This is a genomic window from Streptomyces sp. NPDC001922, from assembly GCF_042891165.1.
Classification (GTDB): domain Bacteria; phylum Actinomycetota; class Actinomycetes; order Streptomycetales; family Streptomycetaceae; genus Streptomyces.
Genome location: NZ_JBIASV010000006.1, coordinates 387,059 through 412,187 on the forward strand (window position 1 = coordinate 387,059; position 25,129 = coordinate 412,187).

Below are 25,129 nucleotides of genomic sequence, written 5' to 3' on the forward strand. Positions count from 1 at the left end.
ACGGCTGCACATGAGGTGGGACACCCCGGACCGGCTCGGCGGTTCCACGGCCCCTCCACTACGCGGCCACGGGCGCCGGGTACGGCGGGAAGGCCGCCGCCAGCTCGGCCACGCCCGGCCCGGCCCCCGGGTCCTCCCGCAGGGCCGCCCCGAGCAGCTTCGCGATCCGGGCCATCTCCGCCTCCCCCATCCCCTGGGTCGTCACCGCGGCACTGCCCAGCCGGATGCCTGTCGCCGGGGCGGGCGGGGCCGCCCCGCAGGGCAGCGAGCAGGTGTCGAGCACCAGCCCCGCCGCGGCGCAGCGGCCGCGGGCGGTGCGCCCGTCCAGGCCCAGCGGTGCGACGTCCGCCGTGATCAGGTGGGTGTCGGTGCCGCCCGTGGTGATCGCCAGCCCCTCCGCCGCGAGCCCGTCGGCCAGCGCCCGCGCGTTGGCGACCACCTGGTGGGCGTAGGCCGCGAAGGCGGGGGCCGCGGCCTCTCCGAAGGCCACCGCCTTGGCGGCGACGGTGTGCATCTGGGCGCCGGCCTGGGTGAACGGGAAGACCGCCCGGTCGATCCGTTCGGCGATCCCGGCGCCGCACAGCAGCAGACCGCCCCGGGGCCCGCGCAGCACCTTGTGCGTGGTGGCGCAGACCACATCGGCGTACGGCACCGGGCTGGGTGCCGCTCCCCCGGCGACCAGGCCGATGGGGTGCGCCGCGTCCACGATCAGCGAGGCGCCGGCCTCGTCCGCGATCTCCCGGAACGCGGCGTAGTCGGGGTGCCGCGGGTAGGAGATCGAGCCGCAGACGATCGCCTTCGGCCGGTGCCGGCGGGCCAGGGAGCGGAGCGCGGCGTAGTCGATCACGCCGGCCTCCGGGTGGCCGGCCGGGTGCACCCCGTACCCGACGAAGTCGAACCACCGGCCCGAGAAGTTCGCCGGGGAGCCGTGGGTGAGGTGGCCGCCCTGGGGCAGCGCCATGGCCAGCACGGTGTCGCCGGGGCGCAGCAGGGCGGCGTAGGCGGCGAGCACGGCCGAGGATCCGGAGTGCGGCTGGACGTTGGCGTGCTGGGCTCCGAAGAGCGCGGTGGCCCGTTCCGCGGCGAGCCGTTCGGCGAGGTCGACCAGCTCGCACCCGCCGTGGTGGCGGGCGCCCGGATAGCCCTCGGCGTACTTGTTGGCGAGCGGGGAGCCGAGTGCCGCGAGCACCGCGGGGGAGGTGAAGTTCTCCGCCGCGATGAGCTGGAGGCCTGCCGACTGGCGTTCGAGCTCGGCGAGCAGCAGCCCGGCGAGCTCGGGGTCCTGGCGGCGCAGCGCGTCGAAGTCGGGGCCCCAGTGGGTGCGTGTGGTGTCCGCGGTGCTGACCGGCATGGCTGACTCCGGGCATGGAGGGGTGGTCCGGTGCCGGGGCCGGGAGGGCTCACCGGCGCCCGTCGCGCCCGGTACGGCACCTCGCTGCGGTGCCGGAGCCGTCCGGTGACGGGACGGCCCGCCGCCCGGGACGGCTCCCCCGCCGCCTCGGGAGGTGACCCGGTCCCGGACGCCGTGAACTCTCCGGCGGACCTTCCCTGTCACAGCACTAGCCAATGTAGAACCGCCGCGCCGTCACCGCAGGTGCTCGGCGGGGAGCACCGCTGGGGGACGTGTCCGCGCGGGCCGCCTCGCCCGTGCAGGAACGCCGGCCAGGGCGACCGCCTGCGCAGGCTCTCGGTGCGGACGCGCCGGCTCCGTACGAGGACACCGATGAGCGCGACCGTCGCGAGAGACGTTCGGCGGAGACCGCCGCTCGGAGCCGTCTCCGCCCGGAAGCGCCTCAGCCCCGCGCGGAGACGCCCGTGAGCGCCGTGACCACCGGGTCGAGGGCCTGGTTGATCTCCTCGCCGATGCTGCGGAAGAAGGTGATGGGCGCGCCGTACGGGTCGTACACCTCGTCGGCCTCGGGGCTGGGGGCCAGCAGCCAGCCCCGGAGCGCCGCCGCGGCACGGACCAGGGAGCGCGCCCGGTCCACCACCGCGCCCGCCGGTTCCGGGTCGGGCAGCGTGGCGGGGTCTATGGCACGCACCAGCCGGGTGAACTCCTTCAGCGTGAAGGTCCGCAGCCCCGCGGAGTGGCCCATGGAGATGACCTGCGCCCGGTGGTCGCGGGTGGCCGTCAGCACCAGGTCGGCGCGGATGACGTGCTCGTCGAGGAGCTCCCGGCCGGTGAATCCGTCCGGGTCCGCGCCGAGGTCGCTGAGCACGGTGGCGGCGTGGGCCTCCATGGGAGCCCCCTCGTGCCCCCAGGTGCCCGCGCTCTCCACGATCAGGCCGTGGGTGCCGTGCGGGCCCAGGGGCTCGCCGAGGCGGTCCACGAGGGCATGCCGCGTCAGCCGCTCGGTGATCGGCGAGCGGCAGACGTTGCCGGTGCTGACGTGGAGGATGCGGAAGGTGCCGCGCGCGGCGCCGGTGCCGTCCGCACCGGCCGCGCCACGATCCGCTATGCCACGCCCCTCAGGGAGTGTCAATTGGCCACCTCGAGGTCGGGTACGACCTCCCGGAGCTGCTCGGCGCTGATCGCGCCCGCGCGCAGCAGCACCGGCACGGTGCCGGTGACGTCGACGATCGAGGACGGCACGGCGGCCGGGGTGGTGCCCCCGTCGAGGTAGACGGAGACCGCGTCGCCCAGCATCTCCTGGGCGGCGTCGCAGTCCTGCGGAGCCGGGTGCCCGGTGAGGTTCGCGCTGGAGACCGCCATCGGACCGAACTCGGTCAGCAGCTCGATCGCGACCGGGTGCAGCGGCATCCGCACGGCGACGGTGCCCCGGGTCTCCCCCAGGTCCCACTGGAGCGACGGCTGGTGCCGGGCGACGAGGGTGAGGGCGCCCGGCCAGAAGGCGTCGACGAGCTCCCAGGCCTGCTCGGAGAAGTCCGTGACCAGCCCGTGCAGGGTGTTCGGGGAGCCCACCAGGACCGGCGAGGGCATCTGGCGGCCGCGGCCCTTGGCGGCCAGCAGATCGCCGACGGCCTCGGAGCTGAAGGCGTCCGCGCCGATGCCGTAGACGGTGTCGGTGGGCAGCACGACCAGCTCGCCGCGGCGGACGGCGGAGGCGGCTTCCCGCAGACCGGTTTTGCGATCGGTCGCGTCGGTGCAGTCGTAACGCCGTGCCATCTAACGGGCCTCCCTGTTCCGGGGCTCCTGCTGGGTCTGCTGTCGTCCGGCCGCTGTCGCGGCGAGGGGCGCGCTCACGGCGTGGCCCTGCGCGCCGTGGCGAACCGCGGACGGTTGTTGAGGTCCGGGTGGTCGGCCGCGTCGGCCCAGCCCCGCTCCTCGGTGAAGATCCACGGCACCTGGCCGCCCTGGGTGTCGGCGTGCTCGACGACGACCACCCCGCCGGGGCGCAGCAGCCGGTGGGCGGTGCGCTCGATGCCGCGGATGGTGTCGAGCCCGTCCTCGCCGGAGAAGAGCGCCAGCTGGGGGTCGTGGTCGCGGGCCTCGGGGGCGACGTACTCCCACTCGGTGAGCGGGATGTAGGGCGGGTTGGAGACCACCAGGTCGACCTGGCCGTCCAGCTCCGGGAGCGCGCTGAAGGCGTCCCCCTGGTGCAGCCGCACCCGCGAGCCCTCGACGTTCTTGCGCGCCCAGCGGAGCGCCCCCTCGTCGAGTTCGACGGCGTGCACCCGGGACCGCGGCACCTCCTGGGCCAGCGCGAGCGCGATCGCGCCCGAGCCGGTGCACAGGTCGACGATGAGCGGCTCGACGACGTCCATGGCGCGCACCGCGTCTATCGCCCAGCCGACCACCGATTCCGTCTCCGGCCGGGGGACGAAGACACCGGGGCCGACCTGGAGCTCCAGGTAGCGGAAGAAGGCGCGGCCGGTGATGTGCTGGAGCGGTTCGCGGGCCTCCCGGCGGGCCACCGCCTCCCAGTAGCGGGCGTCGAAGTCGGCGTCGGACACCGCGTGCAGCGCCCCGCGCTTCACCCCGTGCACGAACGCCGCCAGCTCCTCCGCGTCGAAGCGGGGCGAGGGGACACCGGCGTCGGCCAGCCGCTGGGTGGCCTGCGCCACCTCGGCGAGCAGCACCGAGCGCGGGTGCGGCTCACGACGGAGCGGCTGGGGGTCGTGGTGCCCCCCGGACTGTTGCGACATCCGGTCCTCCGACGACGGCTCAGGGTTGACGGCTTGCGGGTGGTGCGGCGGACCGCGCCCTACTGGGCTGCGGCCAGCTTGGCGGCGGAGTCGGCGTCGACGCAGGCCTGGATCACCGGGTCCAGCTCGCCGTCGAGCACCTGGTCCAGGTTGTACGCCTTGAACCCCACCCGGTGGTCGGAAATGCGGTTCTCCGGGAAGTTGTACGTCCGGATGCGCTCGGAGCGGTCGACGGTGCGGACCTGGCTGCGGCGGGCGTCCGCGGCCTCCTTCTCGGCCTCCTCCTGCGCCGCGGCGAGCAGCCGGGCGCGCAGGATGCGCAGCGCCTGCTCCTTGTTCTGGAGCTGGCTCTTCTCGTTCTGGCAGGAGGCGACGACGCCGGTGGGGATGTGGGTGATGCGCACCGCGGAGTCGGTGGTGTTGACCGACTGGCCGCCGGGGCCGGACGAGCGGTAGACGTCGATCCGCAGGTCGTTGGCGTTGATCTCGACGTCGACGTCCTCGGCCTCGGGCAGCACGAGCACGCCCGCGGCGGAGGTGTGGATGCGGCCCTGCGACTCGGTGGCGGGCACCCGCTGGACCCGGTGCACCCCGCCCTCGTACTTGAGCCGCGCCCAGACGCCCTGGCCGGGCTCGGCGGTGGCGTTGCCCTTGAGCTTCACCGCGACCTGGACGTCCTTGTAGCCGCCGAGGTCGGACTCGTTGGCCTCGATGATCTCGGTCTTCCAGTTGTGGCGCTCGGCGTAGCGCAGGTACATGCGCAGCAGGTCGCCGGCGAAGAGCGCGGACTCGTCGCCGCCCTCCCCCGCCTTGATCTCGAGGATGACGTCCTTGTCGTCGCTGGGGTCGCGCGGGACGAGCAGCAGCCGCAGCTTCTCGGTCAGCTCCTCGCGCCGCTGCTCCAGCTCCTTGACCTCGGCCACGAAGTCCGGGTCGTCGGCGGCGAACTCCCGCGCGGTCTCGATGTCGTCGCCGGTCCGCTTCCAGGACCGGTAGGTGCCGACGATCGGTGTCAGCTCCGCGTACCGCTTGTTCAGCCGGCGCGCGTTGGCCTGGTCGGCGTGGACCGCGGGGTCGGCGAGCTGCTTCTCCAGATCGGCGTGCTCGCCGATCAGTTCCTCGACCGCCTCGAACATCGGGACTCGTTCCTTGAGTGAAGGGCTGGATGCGTGGGTTGCCCGGGCCTGCGGGACGACAAAGCGCCGGTCCGGTCACCCCTGTGCGGGGCGACCGAGGACCGGCGCTGCGAGTCGCTACTTCTTGCCTGCGGCCTTGCCGAAGCGGGCCTCGAAGCGGGCCACGCGGCCACCGGTGTCGAGGATCTTCTGCTTGCCCGTGTAGAACGGGTGGCACTCGGAGCAGACGTCGGCGCGGATGGCGCCTTCGGTGACGGTGCTACGGGTGGTGAACGAGGCTCCACAGGTGCAGCTGACCTGGGTCTCCACGTACTCCGGGTGGATGTCGCGCTTCAAGGGATTCTCCTAGGTTCGGGAGGGCTCCGGGTCGTACGGGCGGGATGCCTGTGCGTGAACCGGGGCCGACATACCAGTCTGCCAGCACTGGCCGTATCTCCCAAAACCGGGGGTCGGCCGCATCTATTCCACCGGCCGCGCCGATGGTCCGGTCACCGTCGGTGACCTGCCGGAACAGTGTTCCGGCGGGCGTCAGGAGCTCGTGACGACCTCGGAGGCGTCCGCCGAGTCACCGGCCGCGCCCTTGGTCGCCGACTTCGGTATCGGGCGGTCCTTGCGCAGGGCTTCCCAGACCTGCTTGCCCTTCTTCTCCAGCGGAATGACGCGGTTGGGGTCGGCCGGGTCGTAGGTGACCGGCATCGTCACCATGCTCATGTCCTTCGGACCGATGCCCTGGAGGCCCTTGGCGAAGCCGAGGAGGTCGTCGACGGAGGCGAGGGAGGAGTCGGTGGTGACGGTCCGGGTCGCGGTGTCCGCCAGGCCGTAGAGCTTGGACGGGCTGCCGAACAGGTCGACGTTCTCCACCTGGTTGATCAGTGCCTTGACGAAGGCCTGCTGGAGCTGGATCCGGCCCAGGTCACTGCCGTCGCCGACGGCGTGCCGGGTGCGGACCAGCCCCAGGGCCTGCTCTCCGTCGAGGGTGTGCCTGCCGGGCTGCAGATCGAGCCGGCTGCTCTTGTCCTGAATCGCCTCACCGGTGGTGACGGGCACGCCGCCGAGCTTGTCGATGAGCTTCTTGAAGCCGGTGAAGTCGACCTCGAGGTAGTGGTCCATGCGGATGCCGGACAGCTTCTCGACGGTCTTCACCGAGCAGGCGGGACCACCGATCTGGTACGACTCGTTGAACATGGCGCGCTCGGCGGCCGGCGAGGTCCCTCCGCCGGTCTTCCGGCACTCGGGGCGGCTGACGATGGTGTCGCGCGGGATGCTGACGACGCTGGCCTTCTTGTGCCCCTTGTAGACGTGCAGCACCATCGCGGTGTCCGCGCGGGCGCCGCCGCCGTCGTCCCCGTACTTGCCGTTGGTGCCCTGGCGGGAGTCCGAGCCCATGAGCAGGATGTCCGTCGAGCCGTCGTCGGCGTTCTTCGGACGGTCGGTGCCCAGCGCGGAGTTGATGTCCACGCCCTTGAGGTTCCCGTTGAGCTGGAAGTAGGCGTAGCCGAGACCCGCGCCGGAGAGCACCACCGCGCCGGCTGCCGACCAGGCGACGACCGTCAGGACCTTCCGGCGGGTGCCGTGCACCTTCCGCCGCTGCCCGGTGGGCCGTATTCGGCCAGGTCCCGAACCGGATGCTGTCGTACCTTCGTCGGCCATCTGTTCCTCAGTCCTCGCAATGCTGTTCGGCCGTCCTGCTACCCCCTGCCGAGACGGTCAGGCGTGGAAAGTCGTCATCTGTCAGGACGACGGCTCACCCAGCAGGGTGGCACGGGGGCGTTAAGGAGCCTCTAAGCGCGCGAGGGCACACGGAGGGCGGACGACCGGTGGCGCACGCCGGTCTCACCTGCGGTTTCGACCGGAGAAAAGGGGCGGTTTCCGGCCAGATCCGATCTTGACGGATGTGGCGAACGTCTCTCCGGGACCCTCTTGCCGACGCGGAGGACGGCCGTCGTCGCGGAAACGCACCACGGCGGGGCGACAGCCATCGGCCCGGGGAAGGACGCAGGCGCCTGGGTGACGCGCTCGATCGGTCAACGCGGGCTGCCGCGGCGGGAGATGGCCCCGCGGCCGCTCGCGGCCGCCCCGGGGCCCTGATGTCACGTCCCGCCCCGGCGCCCCGACCGCAGCTCAACAGTCCCGCCACGGGCGTCCCGGCACGCACCGGGGCCCTCCGTCACCGCGTGGTGAGGGAGGGCCCCGGAGGTGGCCGGCGGATGAGCCGCCGTCAGCCGGTGACTCAGTCGTTGCCGTTGTTCATGCCCGGCGTCGTCTTCTGAATCTGGAGCAGGAACTCCGCGTTGCTCTTGGTCTGCTTCATCTTGTCCAGGAGCAGCTCGATGGCCTGCTGCGAGTCGAGCGCGTGCAGCACCCGGCGCAGCTTCCAGACCACGCCCAGCTCCTCGCTGCCGAGGAGGATCTCCTCCTTGCGGGTGCCGGAGGCATCCACGTCGACGGCCGGGAAGATGCGCTTGTCGGCGAGCTTCCGGTCGAGCTTGAGCTCCATGTTGCCGGTGCCCTTGAACTCCTCGAAGATCACCTCGTCCATCCGCGAGCCGGTCTCGACCAGCGCGGTGGCCAGGATGGTCAGCGAGCCGCCGTCCTCGATGTTCCGCGCGGCACCGAAGAAGCGCTTCGGCGGGTAGAGCGCGGTCGAGTCGACACCACCGGACAGGATGCGGCCGGAGGCGGGGGCCGCGAGGTTGTACGCACGGCCCAGACGGGTGATGGAGTCCAGCAGCACGACCACGTCGTGGCCCAGCTCCACCAGGCGCTTGGCGCGCTCGATGGCGAGCTCCGCGACGGTGGTGTGGTCCTCGGCCGGACGGTCGAAGGTCGAGGAGATGACCTCGCCCTTGACCGACCGCTGCATGTCGGTGACCTCTTCCGGACGCTCGTCGACCAGGACGACCATCAGGTGGCACTCGGGGTTGTTGTGCGTGATCGCGTTGGCGATCGACTGCATGATCATGGTCTTGCCGGCCTTCGGCGGCGAGACGATGAGACCACGCTGGCCCTTGCCGATCGGCGCGACCATGTCGATGATCCGCGTGGTGAGCGCGCCCGGCTCGTTCTCCAGGCGCAGCCGCTCCTGCGGGTACAGCGGCGTCAGCTTGTTGAACTCCGGGCGGCCGCGGCCGGTTTCGGGCGCCATGCCGTTGACGGAGTCCAGCCGGACCAGCGCGTTGAACTTCTCGCGGCGCTCGCCCTCCTTCGGCTGCCGGACCGCGCCGGTGACGTGGTCGCCCTTGCGCAGGCCGTTCTTGCGGACCTGGGCGAGCGAGACGTACACGTCGTTCGGGCCCGGGAGGTAGCCGGAGGTGCGGATGAACGCGTAGTTGTCGAGGATGTCGAGGATTCCCGCGACGGGGATCAGGACGTCGTCCTCGGAGACCTGCGGCTCGTTGCCGAAGTCGTCGCGGCCGCGGCGGCCACGGCGGTCGCGGTACCGGCCGCGGCGCCCGCGCCGGCCGCCCTCGAAGTCGTCGTCGTCCTGCTGACCGCCGCCACCGCCGCCGCGGTTGTCCCGCTGCTGGCGGTTGCCGCCGCCCTGGTTGTCGTCGCCGCCCTTGCCGCGGCGGTCGCGCTGGCCCCGCTCGCGGCGGTCGCCCTTCTGGCCCTGGCCGCCCTGACCGCGGTCCTGGCGGTCGCCGCCCTTGGAGCGGCCCTCGGCGGCGTCGGCGGCGTTCTCGGCCTTGGCGTCGGTCTTCGCCTCGGTGCGGGCCTCGACCTTGGTGTCGGTGCCGCCCTCGGCGGCGTCGGGGCTGCCCGCCTGCGCGGTGGCGCGGCGCCGGCGGCGCTCGCCGGCCGGCTGCTGCTGCTCATCGCTGGCGGGCTGGCCCGGGATGTCGATCTGCTGCTGGGCCACGGCCTTCGCGGCCGGCGCGTCGGCGCTCTGCTCCGCCTCGCCCGTACGGGCCTTGGAGGTGGCACGGCGCTTGGGCTTGGTCTCGCCCGAGGCCGCGGCGGAGGCAGCGGTGTCGCCCTTGGCGGGGGCCGAGGAGCCCCCGGCCTGCTTCTCCTTGATGACCTCGATCAGCTGGCTCTTGCGCATCCGCGCGGTGCCCTTGATGCCGAGGCCGGAGGCGACCTGCTGCAGCTCGGCCAGGACCATGCCGTCGAGGCCGGTGCCGGAGCGGCGACGCTTGGGGGCAGCACCGGTGGCAGGCGCGGCAGGAGCGTCCGTGGCGGGCGCGGAGGCAGCGCCGACGGAGTTGTCGGCAGTCACGCCCATCAGATCGGTGGTGTCGCTCACGAAGGGTCCTTCCCTGGAGCGGGCGTCGGCCTGTCTGGCTCGGCGACCGGTTGTGCTGTCCGGCTGCGGTCCTTGGGTTGCGGACCGGCCGGGGCGGTGGTCCGCCGGTACGGCGGAGAGATCAATTGATAATTCCGGCGCATTGCGCCGACTCCGGAGCGTGCTCGAATCTGCTCAGGCAGGCTGCTCTGGCAGTTTGGGAGGCTCCCGGAAGAAGGGTGGTCCCGAAGGGGGACACGGAGCACCGCACCTGAATGGTGCCGGGTGCAGACTTGAGGTTAACACTACCGGATCCAAAAACATTCCCCCTCACTCAAGACCGGCAAGCGTGTGTTCACCCGGGAATACGGCCCTCGCCGGTGCCGTCGGGCGTTCTGGTGCCGTCCGGGTGTCCGCCCCGTCCGGAGAGCGGCAGGACACTCGCCCCCGCCGCGTCGAGGGTGAGCGGATTGGCCGCCCAGCCCTCGCCCGCCAGCTGCGCCACCTTGTCGGCGGTGCTGCTGTCGGCGAGCGCGAGCACCGTCGGGCCCGCGCCGGAGATGACCGCGGGGACGCCGTCCGCCCGCAGCCGCCCGACCAGGGCCACGCTCTCCGGCATCGCCGGGGAGCGGTACTCCTGGTGGAGCCGGTCCTCGGTGGCCGGCAGCAGCAGTTCGGGGCGCCGGGTGAGCGCCTCGACGAGCAGCGCGGCACGGCCCGCGTTGGTGGCCGCGTCCACATGCGGGACGGTGCGCGGCAGCAGGCCGCGGGCGGTCTCGGTGAGCACCGGCTTCGACGGCACGAAGACCACCGGAACGATGGATTCCGCAGGGGTCATCCGGATCGCGCGGGCGGCACCGGCGTCGGTCCACGCCAGGGTGAACCCGCCCAGCAGACACGCCGCGACGTTGTCCGGGTGCCCCTCGATCTCGGTGGCCAGCTCCAGCAGCGCGGTGTCGTCGAGGCGCTCGGCGCCGCCTATGGTCACGGCGCGGGCGGCGACGATGCCCGCGCAGATGGCGGCGGAGGAGGAGCCCAGGCCGCGGCCGTGCGGAATGCGGTTGGCGCAGACGACCTCCAGCCCGCGCGGCTGCCCGCCGAGCAGGTCGAACGCGGTGCGCAGGGACCGGACGAGCAGATGACTCTCGTCCCGCGGCAGGGTCTCGGCGCCCTCACCGGCGATGTCGATGTGCAGACCGGAGTCGGCGACCCGGACGACCACGTCGTCGTAGAGCCCCAGACTCAGCCCGAGGGCGTCGAAGCCCGGACCGAGGTTGGCGCTGGTGGCGGGGACGCGCACCCGTACGGCGGCGGCGCGGAAAGCGGGACCGGCCATCGGTCGATGACTCTCCTTGTGTGGAACGTGGGAATTCTCCCCGGACTTCCTCCCCGGGTCTCGCCGTGAGGAATCCCGGAGGCCCCCCGCCAGGGGCCCGGCGGCCGCGCATCATCGCGGGCAAGCTGCGGCGGGGCGGGGTTTCGACTACCAGCCTATCGAAGGAAGGTTCTGCCGCGACATAGGGCGCACAGGAGGCGCACGATGCGTGTCGCACCCCAGCCTGTGCTTCCTTGAGGCGTTTCTCCCCGGATGTCCCGGGGAGAAGGGGGCCGGACCGGGCGTTTCCCCCGGGCTGCCGGGCCGGTCACCGGGACCGGGCGGCACCCGGAGGAAAACGCCGTACGGCGCGTCGGCCGAGGTCAGGCCAGGCCGAGCCGCTCGGCGGCCGCGTCCGCGTCCACCGGGACGGTGACCGGCTGCGGCGCGCCCGCCACGGCCCAGTCCGGGTCCTTGAGGCCGTTGCCGGTGACCGTGCAGACGATCCGCTGGCCGGGGTCGACCTTGCCCTCCTCGGCGGCCTTCAGCAGGCCCGCGACGCTCGCGGCCGAGGCGGGCTCGACGAAGACGCCCTCCTGCGAGGCCAGCAGCCGGTAGGCCGCCAGGATCTGACGGTCGGTCACCGCGTCGATGAGGCCGCCGGACTCGTCCCGCGCCGCCTCCGCGTACGACCAGGAGGCCGGGTTGCCGATCCGGATCGCGGTGGCGATGGTCTGCGGGTCGAGCACCGGCTCGCCGCGGACGATCGGGGCCGCGCCGGAGGCCTGGAAGCCCCACATCCGCGGGCGGCGGGAGGAGACGCCGTCGTCCGCGTACTCGCGGTAGCCCCGCCAGTACGCGGTGATGTTGCCCGCGTTGCCGACCGGCAGCACATGGATGTCGGGGGCGTCCCCGAGCGCGTCGACGACCTCGAAGGAGGCGGTCTTCTGGCCCTCGATCCGGTACGGGTTGACCGAGTTGACCAGCGCCACCGGGTACTTCTCGGAGAGCCCGCGGGCCAGGTTCAGGCAGTCGTCGAAGTTGCCCTCGACCTGCAGGATGCGCGAGCCGTACACCAGGGCCTGGCCCATCTTGCCCATCGCGATCTTGCCCTGCGGAACCAGGACGGCGCAGACCATCCCCGCCCGGACGGCGTACGCGGCGGCCGAGGCGGAGGTGTTGCCGGTGGAGGCGCAGATGACGGCCTTCGCGCCCTCCTCCTTCGCCCGGGTGATGGCCATCGTCATGCCGCGGTCCTTGAAGGACCCGGTGGGGTTGGCGCCCTCGACCTTGAGGTGGACCTCGCAGCCGGTGCGCTCGGAGAGCACCTGCGCGGGAACGAGCGGCGTGCCGCCCTCGCGGAGGGTGACGACCGGCGTGTCAGCGGTCACGGGCAGCCGGTCGCGGTACTCCTCGATGATGCCGCGCCACTGATGAGTGCCGGTGGGCCGGTCGACGATTGCAGACATGTTCCTTACTCTCCTTCAACCCGCATGATGCTCGCGACGCCGCGCACGGTCTGAAGCCGGCGCAGCGCCTCGACGGTCGCCGAGAGGGCGGCGTCGGGTGCCCGGTGGGTGACGACCACGAGCGATGCCTCGCCGTCCTTGCCCTGCTGGCGGACCGTATCGATGGACACGCCGTGCTCGGCGAAGACGGTGGCGACCTGAGCCAGGACGCCGGACTTGTCGGCGACGTCGAGGCTGATGTGATAGCGCGTGACGACCTCGCCCATCGGGCTGACCGGCAGCTGCGTGTAGGCGGACTCGCCCGGCCCGGTCGCCTCGTTCACCTTGTTCCGGCAGACGGCGACCAGGTCGCCCAGGACCGCCGACGCCGTCGGCGAGCCGCCCGCACCGGGACCGTAGAACATCAGCTGCCCGGCGGCGTCCGCCTCGATGAAGACCGCGTTGTACGCCTCCCGGACGGAGGCCAGCGGGTGGCTGAGCGGGATCATCGCCGGGTGCACGCGCGCGGTGACCGACCGGCCGTCGGCCGCCCGCTCGCAGATGGCCAGCAGCTTGACCGTGCAGCCCATGCGCTTGGCGGACGCGATGTCGGCCGCGGTGACCTCGGTGATGCCCTCGCGGTGCACGTCCTCGATGGTGACGCGGGTGTGGAAGGCGATACCGGCCAGGATGGCGGCCTTGGCGGCGGCGTCGAAGCCCTCGACGTCGGCGGTCGGGTCGGCCTCGGCGTAGCCCAGCGCGGTCGCCTCGTCGAGCGCCTCGCTGTACCCGGCGCCGCTGGTGTCCATCTTGTCGAGGATGAAGTTCGTGGTGCCGTTGACGATGCCCAGGACGCGGTTGACCTTGTCGCCGGCCATGGATTCGCGCAGCGGGCGCACCAGCGGGATGGCGCCGGCGACGGCCGCCTCGTAGTAGAGGTCGGTGCCGCGCTGTTCGGCGGCGGCGTGCAGGGCCGCGCCCTCCTCGGCGAGCAGCGCCTTGTTGGCGCTGACCACGCTGGCGCCGTGCTCGAAGGCCGTCGTGATCAGGCCCCGGGCGGGCTCGATCCCGCCGATGACCTCGATGACCACGTCGATGTCGCCGCGTTTGACCAGCGCCATCGCGTCCGTGGTGATCAGCTCCTCCGGAACGCCGTCCCGGACCCGGCCGGGACGGCGCACGGCGATTCCGGCCAGCTCGACGGGCGCACCGACCCGGGCGGCGAGATCGTCCGCGTGCGTCGTCATGATGCGCGCCACCTCTGAGCCGACCACTCCACAGCCCAGCAGCGCCACTTTCAGCGGACGCGTACGCATCATCCGACCTCGTTTCTCATCCATCGTGGTGTTGCACCAGTCTCACTCACCGGACGGGGCTTTCCATCCCCGTTCCAGAATTCGAGATGCCGTTCTCGTAATGCTGAGAACGGCTCCTCAATTATCTCCGCCGCCCGTTGTGCGGCCGACCTCCGGTCCTCCTCCGCCCGCCGGCGGACCCGGTGGCCGGGGATCCGTGCAGACGTCGGACCGGGTCCGGGCCGGGGCCTGTGACGGCCCGCGGCCCTCCGCCGGCGGCCTACCCGACGTCGAGACGGAGCAGGTCCTCCTCCGTCTCCCGCCGGACGATCACCCGCGCCTCGCCGTCCTTGACCGCGACCACCGGCGGGCGCAGCGCATGGTTGTAGTTGCTCGCCATGGAGCGGCAGTACGCCCCCGTCGCCGGCACCGCGATCAGGTCGCCCGGCGCCAGGTCGGCGGGGAGGAAGGCGTCGCGGACCACGATGTCGCCGGACTCGCAGTGCTTGCCCACGACGCGGGAGAGCATCGGCTCGGCGTCGGAGGTCCGGGACACCAGGGCCACCGAGTACTCCGCGTCGTACAGCGCGGTACGGATGTTGTCGGACATGCCGCCGTCCACGCTGACGTAGGTCCGCAGCCCCTGCAGCGGCTTGACCGTGCCCACCTCGTACAGCGTGAAGGCGGTGGGGCCGACGATCGCCCGGCCGGGCTCCACGGAGATCCGCGGCACGGCGAGCCCGGCGCCTTCGCACTCCCGGGTGACGATCTCGCTGAGCGCCTTCGCGATTTCGCGCGGCTCGCGGGGGTCGTCGTCGGCGGTGTAGGCGATGCCGAGGCCGCCGCCGAGGTCGATCTCGGGCAGCTCGACCCCGTGCTCGTCGCGGACCTGCTTCAGCAGCCCGACGACCCGGTGGGCCGCCACCTCGAAGCCGGAGGTGTCGAAGATCTGCGATCCGATGTGGGAGTGGATGCCGACGAGCTCGAGGTGCTCGAGCCGCAGCGCACGGCTCACCGCCTCGGCGGCCTGGCCCCCGGCGAGCGGGAGACCGAACTTCTGGTCCTCGTGCGCGGTCGCGATGAATTCATGGGTGTGCGCCTCGACGCCCACAGTCACCCGGATCTGCACCCGCTGGCGCTTTCCGAGCTTCTCCGCGATGTGCGCGACCCGCACGATCTCCTGGAAGGAATCGAGGACGATACGGCCGACGCCTTCCCGGACGGCGCGCTCGATTTCCTCGGTCGACTTGTTGTTCCCGTGCAGCGCAATGCGTTCGGCGGGCATTCCGGCCGCGAGCGCGGTGGCCAGTTCGCCGCCGGAGCAGACGTCGAGATTCAGCCCCTCCTCGTGCAGCCACCGCACGACGGCGCGGGAGAGGAACGCCTTGCCGGCGTAGAACACGTCGGCACCGTCCCCGAACGCCTCGCGCCAGGCACGGCAGCGGGCGCGGAAGTCCTCCTCGTCGAGGAAGTAGGCGGGGGTGCCGAACTCCTCGGCGAGCCGCTGCACATCGAGGCCGCCGACGGTCGCGACCCCGTCGGCGTCCCGCCCGACGGTCCGGGCCCAGACGCGCCGGTCGAGGGCGTTGAGGTCGGCGGGCGGAGCGCTGTAGTGCCCCTCGGGGATGACGTCGGCGTACCGCGGGCCGGCGGGGTGTGCGGAACGGCTCATGCGCGGGCCTCCAGTCCGTGGGCGCGGGTGCCGGCGAGGGGCGCGGTGGGGGCGTGGGCGGTGGGGGTGTACAGGGTGGACATGCGGTCCCGCCTGTTCATGGGGGCCTCGCTTCGTTCGAACGCGGGGGATGCGTGCACAGGAGCTGTGTGCACAGGAGCTGTGTTCACGGGGGCTGTGTGCACAGGAACTGCGCTCACGGGAGATGCGTTCACGGGGGCTCTGAACTCCTCAGAGATGTGCGGGTGCGGTGATGCCGAGCAGGTGCAGGCCGCCGGCGAGCACCGTCCCGGCCGCCTGGGCGAGGGCGACGCGGGCCCGGTGGGCGGCCTCGGGTTTCTCGTCACCGCGGGGCAGTACGGGGCAGGTGTCGTGAAAGCGGAAGAAGGCGTCAGCGGTCGCTTCCAGATGCCGCGCGACCCGGTCGGGGGCACGCAGCCGGGCAGCGGAGGCCAGAACGGCGGGGTACTCACCGATGGCCCCGAGGAGATCGTCGACGACGGGCAGGGCGTCCGGGCTGCCCAGGTCATCGGGGGTGGCCAAGTCGTCGGGGGCGGCCAGGTCGTCGATGGCGGGCAGGTCGTCCACGGCGGGGTGGAGGGTGCCGGCTTCGCCGGGAACGCCCAGGTCGGCAGCGTTACGGAGCAGCGCGCACGTGCGGGCGTGGGCGTACCGGATGCGGAAGAGCGGGTTCACCTCACGCTGAGCCAGGAGCTCCTGAGCATCGACCCGGACGTGATCGTGGGCCGCGGGACGCAACAGCGCCCAGCGCGCGGCGTCGGGACCGAGGGTGCGCAGCAGCTCGTCCGCGGACAGGGCGACGGGCACGGGCCGGATGACGGAGGCGGAGGGGGCGGAGGCAGATGAGGACCTGACGACGGCGGAGGAGGCGGCTCCGGCGGCAGATGCGGAACCCGTCCCGGGCCGGGCCGGCCGGGACCCGTCGACGTTGACGGACGCCTCGTCGCCGAAGCTCTCAGGGGCGTCCGCGGCGGCCGACAGGCGAGAGGGAACGTTGACACCGAGCCCCGCCCAGTCCGGATCGCCGCCGGAAGCGCGGGACTGTCCTGCCCCGGGCTCACAACGGAGGGTGATGTCCGCCCCCTGGGTGCGCATGATGCGAGCGACGGCGTCCGCGGTGACGGCGGCGCGGGTCTCATGACGAAAGGCGAGCACGACGGTCCGCCCGGCCAGCGCGTCCCCGTATCCGTACGCATCAGCCTGGCCGAGCACCTGCCGCACGAGCCCGGAGTGCGAAGCGGAATCCAGCGTGATGTTGAGGAAGCCCGGGTCGGCGATCTCGACGCGAGCAACCCCTGACGCCTGGGCGAGCCTCGGGCGCAGGATCTCGGCGACCCGGCGCGGCGTGTGCCCCGCGCTCCCGGCGAGCTGGAGGGCGATGTTGGTGGCGTAGTCCCCGCAGCCGGGGCGGGGCGGGCGGCGGACCACCGCACGCGTCGGTACGGTCACTCGCAGCTCACCGGCCTCGACGGCACAACGCACGGTGCGGAGCACGGTGCGGGAGAGCTCGGCGGGTGTCACGGCACCAGCGTATGGGAGGAGGGGGGTGGGTCCGCGAACCGGATTCGCCCGAGGGCCTCGCCGTCCGACGCCGTGACCGGGCCACGCGCCCGCGCACGCCTGCCTTCCGGCCGCGGAGTCCGCCCGCCGACCAGGGTGTCGACTCCCACGGAGACCTCCACCGGCACACACGGACGCGCCGGATCAGCAGACGTCCGGGGAGGAGAGACCGGGTCAGCCGGCGGGGCGTACAGCGGGCTCGGGCCCGTTGCCCGTGCCACTGGAGCCGGACATGCCGCCGTCGGGGCCGGAGCTCCGTCTGCTGTCGACAAGTCTTCGCACCACTTGCACGAGCTCAGCGGGCTCGAAAGGTTTCGCCAGGAACGCTTCCACACCCAGGGTCTGCCCACGATCCACCTCCTGCTGCGCGCAGGCACTGACGATCGCCAGCGGGATGTCGCGGGTCGTGGGATCGGAACGCAGTCGGGAGGCGGTACGCATGCCGTCGAGCCGAGGCATGACGACATCGAGGGTGATCACATCGGGGCGCACGCGGTGCACAATCTCCAGGCACTCGGCACCATCGGCCGCGGTCACGACCTCGAACCCCTCAAGCTCGAGATTGACCCTGATCAGCTGCCGGATGACCTTGTTGTCGTCGACCACAAGGACCCGGCCGGAGGAGCCAGGCACAAACCCGAGAGTAGGTCCGCCCCTCCGACTGCGTCCGGGTTTTGCCCACTTCCACCCCCTGCGAGGGACCCGCACACGAGGGTTGACGCCCCTTTGCGCCACTTCCGCCCACGACTGAGCCATCCACCCCCGGGGACGTGCCCCGAGCCTCGACGTCCCGACTCGGCACGCCCCGGGCTCGGTCGACCTCGACTCCGGCAGACCAGCGAGCGGGATGGGGCCCGAGGGGGCCAAGGGGCTCGGGGCCAGTCCTGGGCCCAGCCATCGGGGCAGCACAGCTTCCTCCGGAATCGAGGGGCGCGCAGCGCGCTCGCCACCGAACTCCACTGATGGCGGCGAGCACCTGCAGAAACCCGTTCATGAGCACCCCATCGGAGCTGGTAGTGTTCTGTTCGTCGCCGCGAGCAGCAGCGACAACGCCCCCGTAGCTCAGGGGATAGAGCAACGGCCTCCGGAGCCGTGTGCGCAGGTTCGAATCCTGCCGGGGGCACCGTGGATTAGGTGCCCAAAGACCCCGTCACCAGCGGAAACGCTGAGGCCGGGGTCTTCGCATATGTGCAGGCGTGTGCGGGCCGAAGCGGCCGTATGCCGGGGTCTGTGGACGAGGCGTGGACGGGATCTTGAGGCATCGCCGCAGGTGACGTCCGTAAAAGGACGGGAGCCCACAGTAGCGAGGGGAGCGCCCGGCAACACGATGCGGGGCACGGACTCAAGCCTTGCTCCAGGCCTGGCGATGGCGAGCGACGCTGTACACCTGCTCTACCTGCTCGGCGGTCAGCATGCCTGAGAGCGGGGCCAGTGCCGAGACTTGGCGCTCCTGGTACACCCGGACGTCGAGTTGCGTGGCAACCACCTTGAGGTCGGTGACGCCGACAAAGACAAGTACTGGCTCGACCGGCACGGGAAAGTCGCAGTAGTGCTCAAGCACCCGGACGACTCGCTTGGCCTCGGCTCGGCTCTTACGTGCGTACGGCGCCGGCTTTCCGTGATCGACTTTTACGGCATCGTCGCCGACCCATACGGCCTTGTTGTGGTGGTGCTTCGTATTGATGCTGAACACCCCGCCAGGCCCGATCAGCAAATGATCGACGTCCACATTGTTGGCCAACGGGATGGAATGCAGGACCCGCCACCCGCGCCGCGCCAAGCGGTCCAGCTCGGCTCCCACTCTCCTCTCCCCTGCCAGACCCTTACGCCACGAGTCCCACTCAGTGGGGCGCCGCAGCAGTAATGAGACGACTCGCTCGATGACGCCTGGGCCGGACTCGGCGAGCAGATCACGGAGGGATTCCCCGGGACGGTTGATGGACAGGTCGTCTGCCGGCGTCAGAGGAGCCAGCATCGGGCGGGCTTCATCAGGCGCCTCCTGTGGCAAGACCGGCTCAGGGCTGTCCCGTAAGTGGTGTGTCAACACGGCGATCACATCGTCGCGATACTCGGCGACCAAGACCGTGATGTCCCCCGCCCTCACGTCCGCCCAGCCGACAGCAGTGCCATCCGGCAGGTTCGCGTACAGGCGATCATGTCCGTACCGCTTCCAGCGCGTGACCTTCAGCTCCACGAGCCCCCCCTCGTCTGATCTCCACTCGAAGCATCGCAGCAGGTAGGGCTCAAAACGAGAGAGGCCCCGGACAAGATGCCCGGGGCCTCGGTGGAGTGCAGCGTGGCTCACTCGTATTCGCGAAGCAGGTCCTCGATACGCCGGTTGGCGACGTCCTGCCGTCCGTCGAGGCACTTGGCGTAGCGGGTCAGCAGGACCTCCACACTGTTGCCGGCGCGCTCGGCCACCTCGGTTGGGTCGACACCGGCATTGAGCCACGTCGACAGCGCCGAGTGCCTCAGGTCGTACGGCCGACTCGCGAGCGGCGAGGCCGCGACGGCCGGCGGAAGCGCGAGGAGCCGAGCTTCCTGCCACACGCGGTAGTAGGTCGAGGACGGGACGACCGAACCCTTCTGGAGCGTCAGAACAGGAGCGGAGTGAAGCCCTCGCTGGACGCCCAGGCGCCGGCCACGTCGCAGGAGACCATCGTCCCCCCGAAGCGGCTGGGCCCGGAGTGCCACGACTCAGCGATGGAGTCGACCAACAGCAGGCCGCGACCGTGGGCGTCGTCGGCCTCTGGCCGCCGCATCTGGACATTCGCAGGGAATCCCGGGTTGTGCACCTCGATCCGAAGCGACGTCGCCACCCGAAACCACTCGACGCGCACCACCCAGGACTCATCCGCCCGCCCATAGAGAATCGCGTTGGTCACCAGCTCCGAGATCATCAACGCGCAGTCGTCGATCGAGCAGGCCGGGTTGTACGGGGCGAGGAACTTCCGGAACCAGTACCGGGCCCGAGGCACGGACTCCGCGACGGGGTGCAAAGTCATGGCACCGAGTCGCGGCCATTCCTCAGAAGGAAAGCGGTCGATCATGTAGGCCATCCGCGCTCACTCCTTGCCGCCGCCGTCACAGTCGAGGCAGCGCCGTTTCGATGTGACACGGTGGCGATCGTTGGCCGTGGAGAGCGCCACAGCCGTACGGGAGCCAACGCGCTTCCAACCGCGCCCGCGACAACCCCGGCAAGTTAAGTGCGCGTCCTCGTCCGGCCGCCGACTCGTCACCCGTGCCCCCTTCCGAATTAAGTGGCCTTAGCCACTTCCTGGATAGTGGCATTAGCCACTTCGCTCCGCAACCCGTTCGCCACAACTCGCGGGACCTCACCGCGCCATCAGGTGAGCGGGTAGCCCTGCTCGAAAGCCCAACGATGCGGCGGGTACGTGGCTTCGGCGAACTCCAACGGCCGGTCCTGGAGGTCGAAGACGACGTGGTGGACGATCAGGACGGCCGAGCCGGGCTCCAGTTGAAGGTCAACAGCCTCCTCCTCCGTGGCACCCCGGGCACACATGCGATCTTCCGCGTAACTGCCCTGCCGCCCGGTCATGTTCTCGACGTACATGAGCGTGCCCTCTTGGATGCGCTCCGGCTCAAGCAGCTTCGGCGCACGGTGGCCGACATCCGGAGCGAACCACGAGGTGGACAGCGTGATCGGCCCGTCCTGGTTGTTGGTCACGCGCCGCCGGTGCACAGCCCGACGGTCCTTGACCAGGCCCAGCCCTTCAGCAACGTGAGCCGGCACCTCCATCCAACCGGTCGAGGTGATCACCGCGTACTCGCCGGGCGTGTAGATCTTCCCCGTCTGCCGGGCCCGCCCGTACAACTCCCGTGCTCGCCGGTTCACTTCCAGGCTCCGCACGTACGTGCCCGATCCCTGGCGCTTCTCGACGAGCCCTTGATGACTCAGCGCCTCCAACGACCGTGCGGCCGTGGGCCGGGAGACCTTCCAGTCTGCCGCCAACTGCCGTTCGGACGGCACCTCGTCGCCCGGTCGCAGGTCACCTCGAAGAATCTGATCACGGATGTAGTGCGCGATCTGGAGATACTTCGGCTGAGCCTCCTCGATCTGCGGCATCAGTCCTCCTCACCCAACGTGGGCTCCAGGTGAGTAGTGGGGAACCCCGCTACCGGCCTGAGGCCGATTCTCGACACAAGTGGCTATGACCTCTAGCCACTATAGGGTGAGTAGTCAACCCCGTACCCCGTAGGCTGAACCGCATGACGCGGTTGATCGTCGCAGCAGGAGGAGGGGGCGACGCAGTCGCCGCCGCAATGCTTCACGCCGCCCTCTACGGCGACGAGGACCAGGTGGTGATCCTCACGTACGCGTGGGACCGCCTCCTGATCGACCCAGTTCCGGGCCCCCGAGGCCCAGACAACTTCACTGGCCTCAAGCCGCTCACCCCAGCAGTCCGGGCAGTGCCGGCCGAGGCCCGCCCGATCGCTCCGGCAGGCTCCACCCTCCCCCGACTCGCGGCAGAGCTCCCGCACACGCTCGCGCTGATCGACCCGCGCCACGGGGTCGAGGGCGTCACACACCAACTCGAAGACTTGGTTGACCACTTGTCGCCCGAGTCGATCGACCTCTTGGACGTAGGCGGAGACATCCTCGCCCGCGGCGACGAGCCGACGCTGAAGAGCCCACTTGCCGACGCCATCATGCTCGCTGCGTGCTGCCAGGTGAACGCAACGATCCGCCTCCTGGTGGCAGGCCCAGGTCTGGACGGTGAACTGCCCCTTCATGACATACGCAACATGCTCGGCCCAATCGTCCACACCTTCACCGCGAAGGACGTCGAGCCGGTCAGCTCAGTCCTGGAGTGGCATCCGTCCGAGGCAACCGGAATGCTCGCAGCGACAGCCCGTGGCGTACGCGGCACATGCGAGATGCGAGACGCCGGGCTCCCCGTTCCCCTCACCGACGAAGGCCCAGCTGTCCACGAGGTCGACCTGGACGAAGCGCTGAACCGCAACCAGCTGGCCCGCGCCATCCTGACGACCGCCACCCTGGACGAGGCAGAGGCACACAGCCGTGAGATCTGCGGCTACTCGGAAATCGACTACGAGCGCAACAAGGCCGCCTGGCTCAAGGACCAGCCACCGGTGCAGCTCGTGCCGGAGACCGTACTATCCGAGCTCGACCAGTTCGAAGCGGAGGCGCAGAACCGCGGAGTTACCCACACGACATTCCGCCGCGTCACCGAGGCCTTGAACCTCAACGGCTCCCTACGCGAGGACCTGCGCCAACTGCTCATCAACAGCCGCCCGGAGCAGTACGACGCGCCCCTGTGGCGCATCACATCCACTACTGAGTAACAACCTTCTTTACGGGTTTCAAGGCGGCTCGCTCCGCTCCCCGCGCGCGGCCCGGCCCACGGCCGGGCCTGCGCTCCTGTCTCCGCCCCGCTCCAGCCCGGCCGGCGCCCGGGCCGCGCGCACAGAGTCAGCCACCTGGCGCCAGAGAAGGGGCACGTCGTGGCTGGGGCGGTCGGCTCCACGGCTTTAGGCAGCCACTTTGGCGCGAGCCTCGCAGATCATGGCCCCAACGTCGTGCTTTAGCGGGCAGGTCCACAGACTGCCCGACGCGCCGGAAGCTTATGGGGCCATGATCACTCGCGCCAAAGCAGCTCCAGCCCAAAGCCGCTCCACCGACCTTTCGTCGGAAGCGTTAGCTCGGACTATCAGTCTCGTTTTTGAGTATGCTGTCGACAGACCTGAAGTCATCATTCAGTGGAACGGTAGCGGGCGGAAGAGTAGTGATGAGGATTTCCTCGGCTGCCCCCCGACCTTGGCGCGCCGAGGCCGTGTATCGCAGCGTAACTACACGTTTTGCAATATTCCAGTTCCTGACCCCGAGGATTTCCCTATCACTCGCATTGGGGCTCATCCGATTCGCTGCATACAGTCCAGAATCCGTGAGCAATTCCGGCTTGGCATCGTACGACAAAATCCACCTAAACTGCATGCGATGGTTCAGGTAATCCGCCAAACGATAGTGCAGAAGATTGTCATCCCATTGCAAATCTGCTACAGGCGCATTCGGGTATCCTTGCGGCTCAAACGAAGTCTGGTACAGCTTCTGCGACTTTTCCAAGTAGGGGGGGTCCAGATAAGCCAAGACTCGATCAGGAATTAGATCGGCATACCATTCTGGTACGTCAGCTAGAGTGTCTTTCCAATCTTTGCACCACACGTCGACCAGACGATTCGCATCATACAGAGAGCCGACATAACGGATACGCTCAGCCAATGCATCGACGTTATAGCGGCAACCTATTGAGTACTTAGACTCCTGTCGACGTCCTCCGATAGGTCCAGCACTTCCGTGCAAGATTCCCGAAAAGGTAGTGCGATTCAGGAATAGGCACTTCATGGCTGTCTCGAAGCGCGCAGTCGATTCCGTCATGCCAGGCGAGGGAATCCACGAGCGCCAGAAGTCCCAACGATCCAGGGCAGTCACCCCGCCCTTGCTGACGTAGAGCGAGTATTCTTCCGCCATCCTGTCTACGAGATTCTCCGCATCGGAAGCCGCAACTTGCCAAAATGCTGCTACCAATGGGTCCGCGTCAGCCAGAAGAATGCGGTTGACAACTCCAGCGCCAACAAGCCGCAGGGATGTAGATGCTCCTCCGGCAAATGGCTCGACGAGCAGGTCCACTTTCCTGGTCTGGGAAGACTTCTTCGCGGCCTCAATCAACTCGCTAATGAGGCTTGACAAGCCAGTCTTGGCGCCTGGATACCGAAGTGGCGTCTGGTACCTACCCATCGCAAGGGGATGCGTGAGCTGGCCTACTTCCAGGTTGGCCATTGGCCGGCCAGGGATGCTCCGCGGTGCGCTCGGAATCGCTGCAAGGCGGGCATTATGCGGCTGCGAGCTACGTCCGCTGGACCGGATCTCGGAGTCACCTGAAGCACTAACCGAGCTCATGCAGCCCCTCCCACTTCGTTGCTACGGGTTCGGTGTCGACGCGCTTCCCAAGCCTAGCTTGTGCTCCGCCACCAGCCTCAACACGTCGGTGCCGACACCAATCGGGAACGCAGCCTTACCGTGTGCCACAGCGACAGGAATAATTCCATCCTGATACATGGAGGACCCTGTCCGATCGATGACGTCCAAAATGGCAGGCAGGGTTGGGTAGCCATCAGGACCGGGCTGCCCCCCAGCCGCGTCGTACGCAGCACCCAGTTCAGGCATGACGGTCGGTACGACGATACGACCATCCTTTGCCCGGTAGGCGAACTTCCGCCCCCAGTACGTCTCTTTTCCGTAGGCAGCCGGATTTTCCGTGTTCGTTATGACCTTGACTACTTCCTGATCACAAACAAGCAAGTCACCAGGCTCCAGTACATCATGACGAGCGAGCTGGCGAGCGTAGTCGACCATCGCTCCGGTCTTTTCCAGACCGCAGATATACGGTCCGTGTCCCGGAGTTGTTGAAGTCATCGCCTGGAAATACTCCTGGGCGCGTCCGCGAAGTTTCGCTGGCGGTCCATACATGGCCAAGGGGCCATCCACGATGAATAGCGTGGAACGCAGTAGCTCATTCCGGGATTGCTCCCAGAGGAGGCTAGTCAGCCCGACGAGAACGAGCAGCTCCAGCACAGACATCAGTCGACCGAGGGCTGATTCGTTCGCCCCCTCCTCCGTGACTTCTTCATGAATTCGAAGTACGTCAGTCGGATACAGGGGCTCCTTGCACGAAGGACAGCTTCCCCCTCGGAAGGAGACTGCAACGTCCTTGGCACTGCATTCGCTGGATGGGCAGTTAACCGGGACTGTAGCCGCCGGTTTACCTGGCTGTCCGTGAAGCAGAAACAGGAGATCTAGGAGAGACTGGTTAAGCCGGTTGACCTCTACCTTCTTACTTCTAAAAATGTGGTCGAGGTTTTCCCTCCAAGACGTGCTGATGCCGACCCCTTCTCGGCTGTAAGCGCCAGCAACGGGTAGGTCGAGTGAGACCAGAGCTGTGTTGACAGCCTTCTCAATCGCAACGGGGTCAACGAAGCGAGCAGACCTTTGAAACTCCATGACCCCCAAGTCAACGTAGGCCGCAGCAGCTTGCGCGTAGCCGTACACGACAGACGGAAGACCATCGCGAACTCGCTCAGTGATCCGAGACCCATCGATGGCAATCGCCGATGTGAGGTGTTCCGGTATGACAGGTGACGGGAACGCCCCAGCACGCTTGATTTTCGGCACAAGCCATTTGACGTCTCCCACTTTATCCGCGGGGACATAGAAGCTTGCCCTATCAGCAAGGGCACGGAGTGCTGCAGTTGTGTGACCTACACGTGAGGCCCGCTCTGGGGAACCATTCACAGTTTCGTAGCCCATGGC

General features: G+C 69.6%; 20 protein-coding genes, 1 tRNA gene and 1 pseudogene. 2 read left to right on the forward strand and 20 right to left on the reverse strand.

The genetic code is table 11. The features are described from left to right. Nucleotides 1-58: 58 nt before the first annotated feature. The 14 genes from glyA to ACFYYR_RS13635 form a co-directional block, all read right to left on the reverse strand. Nucleotides 59-1,351, reverse strand: coding sequence for a serine hydroxymethyltransferase (gene glyA, locus ACFYYR_RS13570; protein ID WP_388851203.1), 1,293 nt, complete (start codon nt 1,349-1,351; stop codon nt 59-61). 442 nt (nt 1,352-1,793) lie between these two features. Beyond that, nucleotides 1,794-2,483 (reverse strand): protein-tyrosine-phosphatase, encoded by a 690-nt coding sequence (locus tag ACFYYR_RS13575; RefSeq protein ID WP_388851206.1) that lies wholly within the window; start codon nt 2,481-2,483, stop codon nt 1,794-1,796. Beyond that, nucleotides 2,480-3,127 carry an L-threonylcarbamoyladenylate synthase gene (locus ACFYYR_RS13580; RefSeq protein WP_388851209.1) on the reverse strand — a complete coding sequence of 216 codons (648 nt, stop codon included), beginning with the start codon at nt 3,125-3,127 and terminating at the stop codon, nt 2,480-2,482. The genes ACFYYR_RS13575 and ACFYYR_RS13580 overlap by 4 nt, the downstream gene beginning before the upstream one ends. 74 nt (nt 3,128-3,201) lie before the next feature. Beyond that, nucleotides 3,202-4,107: a peptide chain release factor N(5)-glutamine methyltransferase gene (gene prmC, locus ACFYYR_RS13585; RefSeq protein WP_351509918.1), complete on the reverse strand. Its 906-nt coding sequence runs from the start codon at nt 4,105-4,107 to the stop codon at nt 3,202-3,204. 59 nt (nt 4,108-4,166) lie between these two features. After that, nucleotides 4,167-5,243, reverse strand: a complete 1,077-nt coding sequence (gene prfA, locus ACFYYR_RS13590; protein ID WP_388851212.1) for a peptide chain release factor 1 — start codon at nt 5,241-5,243, stop codon at nt 4,167-4,169. Nucleotides 5,244-5,360: 117 nt separating this feature from the next. Beyond that, nucleotides 5,361-5,579, reverse strand: coding sequence for a 50S ribosomal protein L31 (gene rpmE, locus ACFYYR_RS13595; protein ID WP_388851215.1), 219 nt, complete (start codon nt 5,577-5,579; stop codon nt 5,361-5,363). A gap of 192 nt (nt 5,580-5,771) precedes the next feature. Further along, entirely contained in the window at nt 5,772-6,893 is a 1,122-nt protein-coding gene (locus tag ACFYYR_RS13600) for an LCP family protein (protein ID WP_388851218.1), read from the reverse strand. Between the two features lie 580 nt (nt 6,894-7,473). Then, a complete protein-coding gene (gene rho / locus ACFYYR_RS13605; protein ID WP_388851221.1) occupies nt 7,474-9,489 on the reverse strand; it encodes a transcription termination factor Rho in 2,016 nt (671 codons plus the stop codon). 334 nt (nt 9,490-9,823) lie between these two features. Then, nucleotides 9,824-10,804: a homoserine kinase gene (gene thrB, locus ACFYYR_RS13610; protein WP_388851224.1), complete on the reverse strand. Its 981-nt coding sequence runs from the start codon at nt 10,802-10,804 to the stop codon at nt 9,824-9,826. Between the two features lie 362 nt (nt 10,805-11,166). Beyond that, the gene (thrC, locus tag ACFYYR_RS13615; protein WP_388851227.1) at nt 11,167-12,252 is read right to left on the reverse strand and encodes a threonine synthase; all 1,086 of its coding nucleotides are present in this window, start codon (nt 12,250-12,252) and stop codon (nt 11,167-11,169) included. Nucleotides 12,253-12,257: 5 nt separating this feature from the next. After that, nucleotides 12,258-13,550 carry a homoserine dehydrogenase gene (locus ACFYYR_RS13620; RefSeq protein WP_388851230.1) on the reverse strand — a complete coding sequence of 431 codons (1,293 nt, stop codon included), beginning with the start codon at nt 13,548-13,550 and terminating at the stop codon, nt 12,258-12,260. A gap of 256 nt (nt 13,551-13,806) precedes the next feature. Further along, nucleotides 13,807-15,198 carry a diaminopimelate decarboxylase gene (gene lysA, locus ACFYYR_RS13625; RefSeq protein WP_388851233.1) on the reverse strand — a complete coding sequence of 464 codons (1,392 nt, stop codon included), beginning with the start codon at nt 15,196-15,198 and terminating at the stop codon, nt 13,807-13,809. 231 nt (nt 15,199-15,429) lie between these two features. Next, a complete protein-coding gene (nrtL, locus tag ACFYYR_RS13630) occupies nt 15,430-16,740 on the reverse strand; it encodes an ArgS-related anticodon-binding protein NrtL (RefSeq protein WP_388851237.1) in 1,311 nt (436 codons plus the stop codon). A gap of 213 nt (nt 16,741-16,953) precedes the next feature. Beyond that, a complete protein-coding gene (locus tag ACFYYR_RS13635) occupies nt 16,954-17,412 on the reverse strand; it encodes a response regulator (RefSeq protein WP_388851240.1) in 459 nt (152 codons plus the stop codon). Nucleotides 17,413-17,830: 418 nt separating this feature from the next. Between ACFYYR_RS13635 and ACFYYR_RS13640 the strand changes: the two genes are divergently transcribed. After that, nucleotides 17,831-17,902: transfer RNA gene (locus ACFYYR_RS13640), tRNA-Arg, on the forward strand. A gap of 219 nt (nt 17,903-18,121) precedes the next feature. Here the strand turns inward: ACFYYR_RS13640 and ACFYYR_RS13645 are convergent. The 4 genes and pseudogenes from ACFYYR_RS13645 to ACFYYR_RS13660 form a co-directional block, all read right to left on the reverse strand. Beyond that, nucleotides 18,122-18,973 carry a nuclease-related domain-containing protein gene (locus ACFYYR_RS13645; RefSeq protein ID WP_388851243.1) on the reverse strand — a complete coding sequence of 284 codons (852 nt, stop codon included), beginning with the start codon at nt 18,971-18,973 and terminating at the stop codon, nt 18,122-18,124. A gap of 107 nt (nt 18,974-19,080) precedes the next feature. Continuing rightward, a pseudogene (locus tag ACFYYR_RS13650) lies at nt 19,081-19,365 on the reverse strand (site-specific integrase); the annotation flags it as partial. An 8-nt stretch (nt 19,366-19,373) separates the two neighbouring features. Beyond that, entirely contained in the window at nt 19,374-19,838 is a 465-nt protein-coding gene (locus tag ACFYYR_RS13655; protein ID WP_388851246.1) for an ATP-binding protein, read from the reverse strand. A gap of 287 nt (nt 19,839-20,125) precedes the next feature. Next, nucleotides 20,126-20,866 carry a GntR family transcriptional regulator gene (locus ACFYYR_RS13660; protein ID WP_388851249.1) on the reverse strand — a complete coding sequence of 247 codons (741 nt, stop codon included), beginning with the start codon at nt 20,864-20,866 and terminating at the stop codon, nt 20,126-20,128. Between the two features lie 143 nt (nt 20,867-21,009). Between ACFYYR_RS13660 and ACFYYR_RS13665 the strand changes: the two genes are divergently transcribed. Beyond that, entirely contained in the window at nt 21,010-22,107 is a 1,098-nt protein-coding gene (locus tag ACFYYR_RS13665; protein WP_388851251.1) for a DUF1152 domain-containing protein, read from the forward strand. Between the two features lie 352 nt (nt 22,108-22,459). Here the strand turns inward: ACFYYR_RS13665 and ACFYYR_RS13670 are convergent, their stop codons facing one another. Beyond that, nucleotides 22,460-23,599: a DNA adenine methylase gene (locus tag ACFYYR_RS13670; RefSeq protein ID WP_388851254.1), complete on the reverse strand. Its 1,140-nt coding sequence runs from the start codon at nt 23,597-23,599 to the stop codon at nt 22,460-22,462. Between the two features lie 141 nt (nt 23,600-23,740). Continuing rightward, nucleotides 23,741-25,126, reverse strand: a complete 1,386-nt coding sequence (locus tag ACFYYR_RS13675) for a hypothetical protein (protein ID WP_388851257.1) — start codon at nt 25,124-25,126, stop codon at nt 23,741-23,743. Nucleotides 25,127-25,129 lie beyond the last annotated feature (3 nt).